Below are 13,647 nucleotides of genomic sequence, written 5' to 3'. Positions count from 1 at the left end.
TTATATAAAAAATATTGTTATATCAATCATAACTCAAATATATCAATGGTTTATTGCTTATCTGTAGGAAGCCAATCTTTTATAGCACATACTTGTTTGAGCATCAGTTGCTCAGCCTCAGACTTACAAATCGCTTGGCTAAATAAAAAGCCTTGACCATATGCACAGCCAACATCCTGAAGACTTAAGAGCTGTTGGCATGTTTCGACACCTTCTGCGATCACATCCAATGACAGAATAGGTCCGAGCTTAGCAATGCCCTCTACAATTGAATTGATTGACTTCTCCTCATTCATTCGATTCACAAAAGCATAATCAATCTTGAGACAGTCGACAGGATAATCTCTTAAATGCGTCATTGAAGAATGACCGGTTCCGAAATCATCCAATGAGATTCGAAGACCATAATTTTTGAGCTTTTGTAGTGCTCGAATCACAAATTCTATTCCACGCTCAGCCAGAATATGTTCTGTAATCTCAACCTCGATTAAATGAGCAGGAATTTGATGTCGTTCTAAACGTTGAATTAACAATTCTGCATAATTGTCACGCATGAATTCAACTGGAGAGGCATTAATTGAGATCGGTACAAGTTGAACGCCCTTAGACATCCAATCTGCCATGTCACTGAAAATCTTTTGATGCATGATTTCACTGATTTTACTAGCCAGCTCATAATCGTTAAACGCTTCTGAGATTGAAGCTGGATAATGAAGTTGCTGCTGTGTATCATGCCAACGCATCAAAGCCTCAAATCCGATTAGCTGACAGTTATCTAAGCGAACCTTAGGTTGATAATACGGTTCGATTAAATTGTCCTGTATGATATAGCGAGCAGTATCAAGTTGTTGCATCTTCTTTTCAGCAAGTGCAAACATTTCGTCATCATACATACGATACCCACCACGACCTTTTTCTTTAAGATCATTTAGAGCGGTATCCGCACATTTCATCAATCCGAATACATCTTGAGCATCTTTAGGATAAATGGCACATCCAATACTCATCCCACTATTAATCACTTTTCCTGCATAAGTAATGGGGGCAATATTTTGTTTAAGCACTTTCTGTGTAGTTTGATGTAATTCTTCTTCTGAGGTCATCCCTGAGACAATAATTGCAAATTCATCTCCACCTAAACGTGAAACAATACACTTGCGATCCAAACTCTTTTGCAGACGTTTAGATAAGACTTTAAGTAGATGATCTCCAGCAGGATGACCTAAAGTATCGTTAATGTTTTTAAAATGATCGAGATCAATAAACATCATACCAATAAGTGTTTTTTCACGATTTGCTTGTGAAATCGCCGCTTTTAATTTATTTTTGAAGGCACGACGATTCATCAGACCCGTCAGATCATCATATTCACTGCTGATTTTTAGTTTAGCTTCGGCAACACGTTGACGGGTAATATCACGTGATACACAGAGAATACTGGTCGTATTTCCTTGTTCATCATGCACAGGTGTTAAAATATTATCCCAATACATCACAGTATCGCCGTGTGTGCTCATCCCCGCAAAACGGGCATTCTTCCCTCGAGCTGCTGTTTTAATCGCTTTTGCCCCCTGTTCACGTACTTCAGGTGGTAACAGCGTTAACCAATCCATTCCAAATTTCTTAACACGCTCTTGACCCAGTAATGCCATGCATCCAGATTTGTTCATGTGTTCAAGCTTGCCATCTGGTGTGATAATTTTTATACAGTCTACGCTGACATCGAGCATATCTGTATTCGCACGCAAGGCCTCAGCAGTTTCACGCATTTTGATTGTACGATCATGGATATTTGTGCAACTTATCATCCAATTTTGCTGGTTGGATTGAATCACCTTAGGTTCAGCAAGCATTAAGAACCAAAGATATTCACCTGATTTATTTTTTATACGACACTCTTTTTCAAATTTCTGACCGTTTTTTTGAGCATCATTCCAAATCTGATAAAGATGTTCAGCATCATCAGGATGAACAAATTTAAGCCAGTCTACGTCACGTAAGATTTGCGTATCCGCACCGATATATTGTTTAAGTGCGAGATTACAATACCCTGAGTTGGTGTGACTGACCCAAATCAAATTGGGCAGTAAATCGAGTGCAAATTTAAAGTCATCTGACAGTGTTAGATGCAAAGGCACAGCTTTGGACTGTAAATGATCAGCTCTATTCAGATCCAGAATGCTCATAGTTCACCTATTCGAAAATAACAACCCATCAAAATGACGAATACAAAAATCAGCGTAAAAATTTAGAATTTAATTAATCAGTATTTAAATTTAGTTAATAATGATTATTAATCATCATTAATTTTAAAATACGTGATAATAATAACACTTAAATGGACTAAATTAATACAAATACCATTTCTGCATGATACATAATTTTTATCACTTGTGAATATTAAATAGACAAAATGCATAAAAAATAATGAAATACGACACAATAATGAATTTATTTGATAATTCGACATCTTAGAATTAAATAATTCCGATTTTAATTAAAAAAATACCTACTTATATTAAGTAGGTGTTGAATAATATAAAAATAATCTAAACTTATTATTAATTTATTATAAAAAATCTTTAATGTTTTTGATCACCTCACTTGGTTTTTCTGCATGTAACCAATGTCCAGTGCCATCAATCGTCACAAATTTAGCTTTAGGATATTGGAACCGAATAAGATCGTTATCACGCTCGAGATTAATATAATCGGATAATTCTCCTTTTAAAAACAAAGTTTCATTCGATTGTGGATTAAGACGTTCCCATGACAAAATCTGAAAATATTGTTGTTTAAGTGCATCTAAGTTGAATAGCCAATGTCCATTGCGGAAAGATTTGAGCAGAAATTGAATAACGCCAATTTCATTAATATATTTCTGCATCAACTCGGTTGCCTCCTTTCTTGAAACAACTTGAGCTTTTTGAACTTCTTCTAAAGCTTTGAAAATTTGATCATGATGAGATTTTTGATAAGCGACGGGTGCCATATCAAGTACAATCAACTTAACTACTCGATGTGGTACAAGGTTTGCTAAGTGCATGGCAACTTTCCCCCCCATCGAATGACCAATGATGTGAAATTGTTGCACATTCATATCATCTAAAGTTTCTACAACATCTTGCGCCATGAGTTGATAACTCATTTGATTAGAATGAGGTGATAAACCGTGATTACGCAAATCAATTTGGATGACATCATGCGTTTCCTGAAATGCTCTCGCGAGCATGCCGAGGTTCGATAAACTACCAAAAAGACCATGAATCAGAACAAGAGCAGGTTGACGTTGATTCGCATTTGATTTGGTGATCTCAGCATTTAGTCGCATATATATACTCAAATAGCTTTAAAAATGTGATTCAAATTCTAACAGTAGAGTTTGTATTTTGGTGTTAGTTTAATTTTTATTTATATAATTCAGTAAATTAAAGACAATCAAAAAAATTCGGTTATAAGTAAAAGTATTGAGTTTTATAAAAATTAGTCCTGTAATTCGATCTTGTGATCGTGCGGAAATTATATATATTATCCGATTAAACTTTTTACTTTGAACATTTTAGGAAATTTAGACCATGTTTCATCATGTAGATGCTTATGCAGGTGACCCTATTCTTTCACTTATGGAAGAATATAGTAAAGATGAGCGTACTCAAAAAGTGAATTTGAGTATTGGTCTATATTATAACGAAGACAGTATTGTACCTCAGTTAAATGCGGTCAAAGCTGCGTACAAAAATATTGAACCGAGCAACGATAAAGTTAAACTTTATTTACCAATGGATGGTTTGAAATCTTATAACGAAGCGACTCAAGCATTAGTTTTAGGTCCTGATAGTCAAGCACGTAAAGATGGTCGTGCTGTCACGATTCAGACACTTGGTGGCTCAGGAGCACTTAAAGTCGGTGCTGATTTTTTGAAAAAATATTTCCCTGAGTCAGATATCTGGGTAAGTCAGCCAACTTGGGATAACCATATCGCAATTTTTAATGGCGCTGGTATCCAATCTCATTTCTATCCTTATTTTGATGCTGAAACAAATGGCGTTAACGTTCCAGCAATGCTTGAGGAATTAAAAACACTAAAAGCAAAAAGTATTGTATTACTTCATCCTTGCTGCCATAACCCAACTGGTGCAGATTTAACGCCAGCAGAATGGGATCAAGTGATCGAAGTACTTAAGACGAATGATCTTATTCCATTCCTTGACATCGCTTACCAAGGTTTCGGTAAAGGTCTTGAAGAAGATGCATACCTTATTCGTGCTTTAGATAAATCAGGTATGAATTTCATTGTGAGTAATTCATTCTCAAAAATCTTCTCACTGTATGGTGAGCGTGTCGGCGGCTTAACATTTGTCTGTGATGATAAAGCTACTGCTCAAAAAGTGCTTGGACAATTAAAAGCAACTGTACGCCGTATTTATTCTAGTCCAGCAAGCACAGGTGCATTGTTGGTTGAAAACGTGTTAAACAACGCAGATCTAACTGCTCAATGGCAAGCTGAATTACAAGAAATGCGTGAACGTATTATTAAAATGCGTGAATTGTTAAATGCTAAATTGAGTGCGGCTCTGCCTGAACGTGACTTTAGCTATCTAGTAAAACAACAAGGTATGTTCAGTTATACAGGTTTGACTGGCGAACAAGTGGATATTTTGAAAGATAAATATGGTATTTATTTAGTCCGTAGTGGCCGTATGTGCGCAGCAGGATTAAACTTGAATAATATTGATTATGTGGCTGAATCAATTGCAGAAGTTTTGAAAGCTACCGCTTAAAAACAAAAAACGGGCATATCGCCCGTTTTTTATTGCCCAATTAAAAATGTACAACTGTACGGATTGATTTACCTTCGTGCATTAAGTCAAAGGCTTTATTAATGTCTTCTAGCCCCATAGTATGAGTAACAAAAGGTTCTAATTGAATGTCACCCTTCATCGCATCTTCAACCATTTTTGGTAATTGAGTACGACCTTTTACACCACCAAATGCTGTACCCATCCATTTACGTCCAGTCACTAATTGGAATGGACGAGTTGAGATTTCTTGACCTGCACCAGCCACACCGATAATGACAGATTGCCCCCAACCACGGTGTGCACATTCAAGCGCTGAGCGCATTACGTTTGTATTACCGATACACTCAAATGAATGATCAACACCCCAGCCAGTCATCTCTACAATGACTTGTTGAATAGGTTGATCATAGTCCTTAGGATTGAGGAAATCTGTAGCACCAAACTGCTCAGCCAATTTAAATTTTTCTGGATTAGTATCCACTACAATAATTCGGCCAGCTTTGGCTTGTTTAGCACCTTGAACAACTGCTAAACCAATACCACCTAAACCGAATACAGCAACAGTGTCACCTTCCTGTACTTTAGCAGTATTGTGAACCGCACCAATACCAGTCGTTACGCCACAACCCAATAAACAAACGTGTTCAGGGTTTGCTTCAGGATTAATTTTTGCTAACGATACTTCGGCAACAACTGTGTATTCACTGAATGTTGAACATCCCATATAATGATAAATAGGTTCGCCGTTATAAGAGAATCGAGTCGTTCCATCAGGCATAACACCTTTGCCTTGAGTGGCACGTACAGAGACACATAAGTTTGTTTTATTTGATTTACAGAACAAACATTCGCCACATTCTGCAGTATAAAGCGGAATGACATGATCACCTGGTTTTACACTGGTTACACCCTCACCAACTTCAACCACAATACCTGCACCTTCGTGACCCAGTACCGCAGGGAATACGCCCTCTGGGTCTTCACCAGAAAGTGTAAATGCATCAGTATGACAAACACCTGTATGCGTAATTTTCACCAATACTTCACCAGCTTGTGGTGGAGCAACATCTAATTCAACAATTTGTAATGGCTGACCTGGACCGAATGCCACCGCTGCACGAGATTTCATGATGAAAACTTCCTTTGTAAATTAAGATTTAACAGATAAGTTACAGTAACCGCTTTTGATAAAAACATTCAACTATTTGATTGATGATATTATAGCCATACAACTGAATAATAAGATTTAGGAACGACAGCTTTGATGCTTATGTTGCGATATATATTGTGTTTACTCACATTCTTTATTTTAACTGGATGTAATTTGGCGATGAATACAAGTATAAAACAAGCCCCAATCCAACCTCATACCACACATTGGCTCAGCAATACACCAGAAACAAGACGCAATATTGAACAAGGTTTAACCGCATTTTTACCACTTCATGATCCTTTTATGAGTATGGCCTCACGTGTTCACTTAATACGTGAAGCGCAACATACGATCGATTTACAGTACTATATCTGGGAAAATGATGTGATAGGTCAGCATTTATTGTCTGACCTACTCAAAGCAGCTGATCGTAATGTGAAGGTTCGACTGTTAATTGATGATCAAAATGGCACTCAATTAGACTCGACCTTAAGTGCATTGTCTAAACATCCTAATATTGAAATTAAACTATTCAATCCCTACAAATTTCGCAGCTTTAGAGTTTTGGATTATGTGTTTCGCTTTAATAAAATCAATCATAGAATGCATAACAAATTGATTATTGCTGATGGAGCGATTGCTGTTACTGGGGGGCGTAATATCAGTAATGAATATTTTGATGCCAGTGACAATTTTCAATTCGCGGATATGGATATTTTATTTGCAGGTCAATCAGTTTCAGCTGCAAACACGGTGTTTCACCAATTTTGGAATGATGAGCTGAGTTATAATATTCAGCAAATAATTCCTCAGTCTCAAAAAGAATTAGCGTATTTAAGATCGCATTATTCAACCAAGCAAAATTTTCAAGGTGCTGAAACTAAAAAACGTATTGATCAAGCAGAACGTTTTTTAGAAGAAAATTTAAAAAAACATCCTATTCGTTGGTCTAAAGCTCATTTTGTTGCAGACAGCCCCAATAAAATCAGAGCGAAAGCTCAATCTCATGAACTGCTGTTTAATCAGTTCAAATCCATTATGGGGAAACCTGCTCAAGAAATAAACTTGGTGTCTGCCTATTTTGTTCCTACTGTTCATGGTGAGTCTTTCCTCAAACAATTGAGTGAGCAGAATGTCAAAGTTCGAGTTTTAACAAACTCATATTTGGCAAATGATGTCCCGATTGTTCATGCATTTTATCAAAAATATCGAACCCCACTCTTAAGGTCAGATGTAAAACTTTACGAGTTTAAACCTTATATTGAACGGTCTGATCGGACTTGGTATGAAATTATGACGGGTAATGTTATTCCTGCGAAAGGAAAAAATGCGTCGCGTCTTCATGCTAAATTTTTTACTGTAGATGATAAAGTTTTTATTGGAACATTCAATTTTGATCCACGTTCAGCGTATTTGAATACTGAACTTGGACTGATCATTGAGTCAGCCGATTTTAAAACAGAGATATCTCAATCTTTAGATGAAAATCTTCCCAAAGTTGCCTATCAACTACATTTGGATGCACATCAAAACTTAAGATGGGAAGAACAACGAGGTGAAGAAAAGTTAATACATGATCATGACCCTGAAACGACTCGTTTTCAGAGATTTATGTTCAAGTCTTTGTCCTATCTCCCAATCGAATGGATGATGTAAATTCTTTGTTGTGACTGGTTTGTACAACCAGGATAAATTGCATTATTATTCACGTTTTATTTTTTGAACCCTTGGTTCTACTCTACTCCCATGCAATTTTTTGATCTTAGTCGACAGTATAATCTGAACGACATACTCACCCCTTTTTTATCACTTGAAGATTTATCTCAGCATGAATGGTATTTAGCTAAAATTAGTGTTGATTATGATTGCCTTACTGATGAAGACTTAGTTGAAGGTTCTATCACGTTAAAATCTAACCATAATGTTCAAATTGAATTGGCTTGGTTAATTTTAGACAATGGTCATGAGTTACAAGTTTTTTTCAAAGGCATTGAAACCTCTGTCTCAGAACAAACGCTCGTGATTGTGAAGGGTGCCCGCTTAGTTGATGAAGAAGGACAAGAATTATCTGCTCAAGCATTATCTTTATGGATTGATGGTACTCTACTCAATATGCTTCCACATATTCGTAAAGAAATTAAATCACGTTTAAACTTGTGGGATTATGTAGATTATGATGTGTAATAAGCATCTCGATTGACTTTAACAGGTTGTTAAATTAATCCAATTGACTGGAAAAGTTCACGATAGTATTCGGCTTTCTTTTCAAGAGCTAAAGGATAAGCTCTTGAAGAAGATGGCATACGATGAATTCGGATATCTTTGTTATCAAATTGCAGATCCACGACTGTACCCATTTTAACTTTAGTGTGTACAGACGCATTCATTGACTTTAATAAGGTCTCAGTTGCTTTATCACCTGTGGTCATAATATCTCGACAATATGGAATTTTTTTAAGCAATAGAAACATATCTGTCGGTGTAACGATTTCTAGAAATTGATCTGAGGCATTGTCTTTCAAACGCCGTATTTGATAGGCTGTATCAAATATTGCAATGCCCAACTCATTTAGAAAATCTTTCAGCATTTGCTCTTTGAATTGTTTATTTTCACGGTCTAGAAAATAATGAGAGTCTTGAAAAAAGATCAACCCATATATTTTCCACATATCATTTTGAAAATTCGGATAATAAAAATCCATTTTCCATCTTGCTTTCGGCGGAGGAAAACTGCCAAGCATGAGCAATTTGGCTTGTTGAGGTACAAATGGCTCAAGTGGATGTGTTTCGATATCACTCATATCAAATTTCGGTCTAACTTTTCGATCTACAGTGATTTTGAATAATCGAACTAATTTTTTTTGCCCAAAGCTGATAGATTTCTTTACTTGGATGAAATCCATCCTCAGCCATCTTCAAATTGAGTTGTTTATACTCTTCCAAATCATATTTAACCAATTCAAATTTTGGTTGTGGTTCAATCCAATTTTCCAATTCAACATTCATTTGATGGGCATATTTTCCAAACAACCAAGCTAAAGGATTTGGTAATGCAGGAAACTCATTCATCGGTGGAACTCCAGTCGCGATAATGAGCTTGGGTGAAAATTTCTCAGCGATCAGTGAATATAATTGTTCTTGTAGGCAGATCCATTTTTGTGGTGAGATGAGCTGTGTTACATCATTGACCCCTATCGAAGTTACTACAATATCAAACTGATCGTTATTAATAGCCTGTATAGTTCGAATTACATCTGAAGTACGATTTCCAGTTTTTGCAATTAATGACCAGCGAATTTGAAAATGATCTCTTAGTTCTTGTAACAATGTTCCGCTTAGCGCATCTTCTTGAAATTGCACACCCACACCAGCAGCAGCTGAATCACCTAAAATTAAAATTGATATTTGAGGGCCATTACCAACCAAACCATTTCTTTCCCCCAAAGCTTCTGCTAAACGAGGTGTATTTTTCTTGACTTGGTAACCTTGCACAAGTAAAGCTGGAATGAGTGCGATTGTCGCTAATTTAAGAAACATGTATTTGATTTTAGGTTTTGATATTTCCTATTTTAAACGATTTTTTGATATTTTCATTGCTATTTATTATTGAAAATAATTATCATTTACATAATTAATTCAAAGCTAAAATCCATGAATCATCCTATCAAATTTTTTTGTATATTGATGTTAGTGAGTTCCGCAGTAAGTGCTGATCTCTCTGTAAATCATTCATTACAAGTCAGCACTCAATCCTATGCCCCTGTATGTGAGGATATGGATGCTAAGAGTAAGGTGCTTCAACAAATCCAAAAACAGATTCAGATGTATCCTGATCAAAAAAATCATCTCCTCGATCAATTTTGGTCGGAAATTCGTAAAAATCAAACCCCAATAATTGAAGATTTTAATGAAACACACCAACGTGTCATTTATTTATATCGTGGTGCAAAACACAATGTGCGATTAATCGGTGGTCCGAGTAATGATCATGAGTGGTTAACTCGACTTAAAGGTACTGATATTTGGTTTAAAGAAAGTATTGTCGATTCAAGATTTATCGGAAGTTATAGTTTTGCTGTGGATTCACCGAATATCGATGGATATTTATCAAATTACTGTCCACATTTAAACCCAAATTTAAAAGAATCACGAGATCAGCGTCGATCTATTTTAAAGGTACAACAACTCGACCCTTTCAATCCTCATAAGTGGTTTGATTCTAAAAACATTGCCTTAAAAACGAATACCACGCTGAGGAATGAAAATATCGCAAAACTCAGTCGAGCGCCCAATTTTATTGATCCAACTCAAATGGCTGAAAAAAGTGAAAAACAATTAACTTCTTCCGTGTTGAAAAGTAAAGTTTTGGGAAATGATCGTCTTATTCAGATTTATGCAACTCCACCTCAAGTCGGAAAATCATATATCACTCTGATTTTTTTTGATGGTGAACAATATGCGCATTTAGTTAAAGTTCCCCAGATATTAGATCAGTTGGTTGAACAACAGCAACTCCCACCTATACAGGCTGTTTTTGTTGGACACCCAAATGATCAATTACGTGCTAAAGAACTTAGCCCCAATCCAGAATACACACAGTTTTTTCAAGAAGAATTATTGCCTTGGATGAGTCAACATTTGCCCAACCAACGTGATCACAACAAAACAGTCTTATTGGGTTCAAGTTTAGGTGGTCTGAGTTCTGCTTATTTGGCGTTAAAAACATCCAATGATATTAGTCACGTCGTGTCACTTTCTGGTTCATTTTGGTGGAAATCTGATCCAAACGATACAATCAATGGTATGAGTAAACTGATCAGAGCTTCAACATTAGACAATACAAAGAAACTCAATTGGTATATTTCAGCCAATAGCTATGAAAATTCGAGACAAAATAATAGCTTAAGCATTCTAGAAACCTCTCCGATTGTCGCTCAGGATTTAATCGATCAGGGACACAATGTTCACTATCAAGAATATATAGGCGGACATTCATATGCCGTTTGGCAAATCGTCATACAAGATGCTTTGAAATATTTCTTTAAAAATAAATCCCACTAAATGTGGGATTTATAAGACGTTATTTTAACTCAGCTTATTGACGAGCTGAAGCGGTAAAACCTTCATTGCAAAACCCAATGGCAACCATGGCCACTTTGGTACATATGCTTTGACTGGTTGCTTTTCGATTGCTTCAGCTAATAGTCGTGATCCTGTGGCTTGATCGACCTCAAAAGGTAATTTTCCAGCACCTTCATTAATTTCAGTTCGAATGTAACCAGGATAAATCGTTGAAACTTTAATTGGTGTTCCAAGAAGTTCAGCCCGAATCCCTTCGGCTAAATGCGCAATTCCCGCTTTACTTGCAGCATAAGCTGTAAGATGTTTTGGCATACCACGCAAAGCACTCATCGACGAAATTACAACTAAATGTCCTGAATTTTGAGATCTAAAAATTTCGACCGCTGCTTCACATTGTGCCATCGCAGAAATAAAATTAGTTTCAACTGTTGCTTTATTAATCGCAAAATTACCTTTACCGATACGACGTCCTTCGCCCACACCAGCATTGACTATCACTCGATCGATAGTGCCTAGCTCATCTTTAAACTCTTTAAATACACGGAAGACTTGCTCATCATCCGTGACATCCAATACCTTCGCACTTACTTTTACCTGATAGCGTTGTTCTATTTCATCTTTTAAAGCATACAACCTTTCTAAACGACGTGCACAGATCGCTAGGTTATATCCTTTTTTTGCAAACTCTTGTGCCATCCCAGCACCGATACCTGAGCTTGCACCTGTAATTAATATAGTTTTGTTCATTCCATTTTCTCTCTATGGCATATAGCCTTGATCAAATCCAAGTGAGCAAATCACGATCTTGTTCTTTTAAATAATGATGTTCATTTAAACTGAGTAATTGTGGTTCTGTACCAACCAATCTTAAGGTGGTAAAACTGGTATTGGTGATTGCCCAGTTCAATGCAAAAGTTTTGTCTGCACTTAAACCAAGTAAATGCCCTGCAACAACAGATATAACACCACCAGACGTATAAACTACGGCATAGCGAGGTTTTTCCTTTTCAAGTTGTACACATAGTTTGTTCAAGCCTTGAAGTACTCTTTGCTGAAATTGAAGCCAGCTTTCGTCATAATCATGATGATGATCACCATTGGTCCAACGTTGAATTGCACCTTCAAAAATTTTTCCTAAATAGGCACGTGGATCTACCGCTTGACTAACATCTTTTTTAAGTAATGCAGGATCTGCAAAACGTGGTTCATATTTTGCAAACACTTGTTGATGATTGAACTCGTTCCAATGTGGATCGATATCAATCTGACTGTCAGGAAAACACTCTTTCAAAGAGATATCCGCCGTCTGCTGATGACGTTTCATCGAGCCAGCTAATACATAGGGCTGCTCTTGTATTAACTTTTGAAAATATTGTCCCAACACACATGCTTGAACTTCACCTTTCTGAGAAAGCTGATCATAACTTTCAGCACCAAATGAAGCTTGACCATGTCTGACCAAATATATTGTCGTCATCTTGGCAGAATATCCTGTAATTTTGCGAGATAAGTTTTTGCAATTTCATTCGCTTCAAGCTTTTGTATACCTATGAGTTTTAAAGCACGAATATGTAATGCATGAATCACAATCCAAAAATCCTTAAATGCAGGATTATCCGTTTGTTTATGGTAATAACGATAATAAATTTGTTGTGCTATGACCGCTAATCTAAAGATCCCAAATACTTCATAAAACGTCCAGTTAGATGGCTTTAGTCCTGTTTTTTCAAGGTAATAATCCACAACTTCTTTACGTGTAAACATGCCTTTAAGATGTGTAGGTTGTCGACGTGTCGATTTAAAGATCATATTGTCGTTTTCTTCAACCCAATATGCTAAGGCTGATCCTAAATCCATAAGTGGATCACCAATTGTCGCCATTTCCCAATCCAACACCCCGATGACCTCAGTAGGCTGTTGAGGATTCAAAATGACATTATCAAAACGCCAATCGTTGTGAATAATACAGTTGGTTGAATCCTCAGGAATATTGTCTTTAAGCCAATTTCTTACAAACTTAAAGGTCGGTACATTGATGGTATGGGCTTTGTCGTAGCGACTGTCCCAACCCTCGATCTGACGACGGCAGTAACCCTCACCTTTTCCAATTTTTTCAAGTGCTGTTCCTTGATAAGGAACTTGATGCAATTCAATCAATTTGTCTAAAACATTTATACAAAGCTGATGCACATCAAATTCAGTGAGTTTTAGTTCTGGTGGAAGCTTTGCCCTTGGTATAATTCCCTCGATTCGCTGCATCACATAAAAATCGCATCCGAGTACAGATTCATCCTGACATAATGTCAGCATTTTGGGCACGACTGGATATAGATCTTTTAAAGCTTTCTGAACATTATGTTCTCGAACCATATCATGAGCAGATTTGGCCTTGGTTCCTGTGGGTGGTCTTCTTAATATCAGATCTGCATTGCTATATTTGAGCCGGTATGTCCAGTTTGAAGCTCCACCAGAATATTGTGTAACTTCTACAGGCTCAATCACTTCCACGCCATTTTGATTTAACCAGTTTGTGACTGAAACGATATCGAGCTCTTCACCACGTCTGACTTGCCCTGCTGTATCTATAACTGACATATTTCTTCCTTAAAT

12 protein-coding genes are annotated in these 13,647 nt (G+C 36.7%); 4 read left to right on the top strand and 8 right to left on the bottom strand.

The features are described from left to right. Positions 1-50: 50 nt before the first annotated feature. The gene (locus AC1M9B_RS03755; RefSeq protein WP_180027846.1) at positions 51-2,186 is read right to left on the bottom strand and encodes a sensor domain-containing protein; all 2,136 of its coding nucleotides are present in this window, start codon (positions 2,184-2,186) and stop codon (positions 51-53) included. A gap of 383 nt (positions 2,187-2,569) precedes the next feature. Continuing rightward, positions 2,570-3,331 carry an alpha/beta fold hydrolase gene (locus AC1M9B_RS03750; protein ID WP_481587912.1) on the bottom strand — a complete coding sequence of 254 codons (762 nt, stop codon included), beginning with the start codon at positions 3,329-3,331 and terminating at the stop codon, positions 2,570-2,572. Positions 3,332-3,575: 244 nt separating this feature from the next. Between AC1M9B_RS03750 and AC1M9B_RS03745 the strand changes: the two genes are divergently transcribed. Beyond that, positions 3,576-4,781, top strand: coding sequence for an amino acid aminotransferase (locus tag AC1M9B_RS03745; protein WP_481608615.1), 1,206 nt, complete (start codon positions 3,576-3,578; stop codon positions 4,779-4,781). 40 nt (positions 4,782-4,821) lie between these two features. On the opposite strand, the gene AC1M9B_RS03740 is transcribed toward AC1M9B_RS03745, so the two are convergent. Then, positions 4,822-5,931 (bottom strand): S-(hydroxymethyl)glutathione dehydrogenase/class III alcohol dehydrogenase, encoded by a 1,110-nt coding sequence (locus AC1M9B_RS03740; protein ID WP_092766302.1) that lies wholly within the window; start codon positions 5,929-5,931, stop codon positions 4,822-4,824. Positions 5,932-6,066: 135 nt separating this feature from the next. Here AC1M9B_RS03740 and AC1M9B_RS03735 point away from each other — a divergent pair, with 135 nt between their 5' ends. Together AC1M9B_RS03735 and AC1M9B_RS03730 are read left to right on the top strand one after the other, a co-directional pair. Beyond that, positions 6,067-7,611, top strand: a complete 1,545-nt coding sequence (locus AC1M9B_RS03735) for a phospholipase D family protein (RefSeq protein WP_481608614.1) — start codon at positions 6,067-6,069, stop codon at positions 7,609-7,611. 90 nt (positions 7,612-7,701) lie between these two features. Beyond that, positions 7,702-8,139 carry a hypothetical protein gene (locus tag AC1M9B_RS03730; protein ID WP_481595276.1) on the top strand — a complete coding sequence of 146 codons (438 nt, stop codon included), beginning with the start codon at positions 7,702-7,704 and terminating at the stop codon, positions 8,137-8,139. A gap of 29 nt (positions 8,140-8,168) precedes the next feature. Here the strand turns inward: AC1M9B_RS03730 and AC1M9B_RS03725 are convergent, their stop codons facing one another. Then, a complete protein-coding gene (locus tag AC1M9B_RS03725) occupies positions 8,169-8,756 on the bottom strand; it encodes a uracil-DNA glycosylase family protein (RefSeq protein ID WP_481608613.1) in 588 nt (195 codons plus the stop codon). A gap of 13 nt (positions 8,757-8,769) precedes the next feature. Continuing rightward, entirely contained in the window at positions 8,770-9,492 is a 723-nt protein-coding gene (locus tag AC1M9B_RS03720) for an SGNH/GDSL hydrolase family protein (RefSeq protein ID WP_481608612.1), read from the bottom strand. A 147-nt stretch (positions 9,493-9,639) separates the two neighbouring features. Between AC1M9B_RS03720 and AC1M9B_RS03715 the strand changes: the two genes are divergently transcribed. Beyond that, on the top strand, positions 9,640-11,016 hold the full coding sequence (locus AC1M9B_RS03715) for an alpha/beta hydrolase-fold protein (RefSeq protein ID WP_481597090.1): 1,377 nt from the start codon (positions 9,640-9,642) through the stop codon (positions 11,014-11,016). Between the two features lie 24 nt (positions 11,017-11,040). Here AC1M9B_RS03715 and AC1M9B_RS03710 read toward each other — a convergent pair whose 3' ends face one another. The 3 genes from AC1M9B_RS03710 to AC1M9B_RS03700 are packed head-to-tail and all read right to left on the bottom strand — an operon-like array spanning position 11,041 to position 13,632. Then, complete coding sequence (locus AC1M9B_RS03710) at positions 11,041-11,784, bottom strand: SDR family oxidoreductase (RefSeq protein ID WP_179997992.1); 744 nt, start codon at positions 11,782-11,784, stop codon at positions 11,041-11,043. A gap of 31 nt (positions 11,785-11,815) precedes the next feature. Further along, a complete protein-coding gene (locus AC1M9B_RS03705; RefSeq protein ID WP_481608611.1) occupies positions 11,816-12,514 on the bottom strand; it encodes a histidine phosphatase family protein in 699 nt (232 codons plus the stop codon). Then, the gene (locus tag AC1M9B_RS03700; protein WP_481608610.1) at positions 12,511-13,632 is read right to left on the bottom strand and encodes a phosphotransferase family protein; all 1,122 of its coding nucleotides are present in this window, start codon (positions 13,630-13,632) and stop codon (positions 12,511-12,513) included. The genes AC1M9B_RS03705 and AC1M9B_RS03700 overlap by 4 nt, the downstream gene beginning before the upstream one ends. Positions 13,633-13,647 lie beyond the last annotated feature (15 nt).

Source organism: Acinetobacter sp. ANC_7513, assembly GCF_056779915.1.
This window is presented reverse-complemented; position numbering and strand designations above follow the sequence as displayed.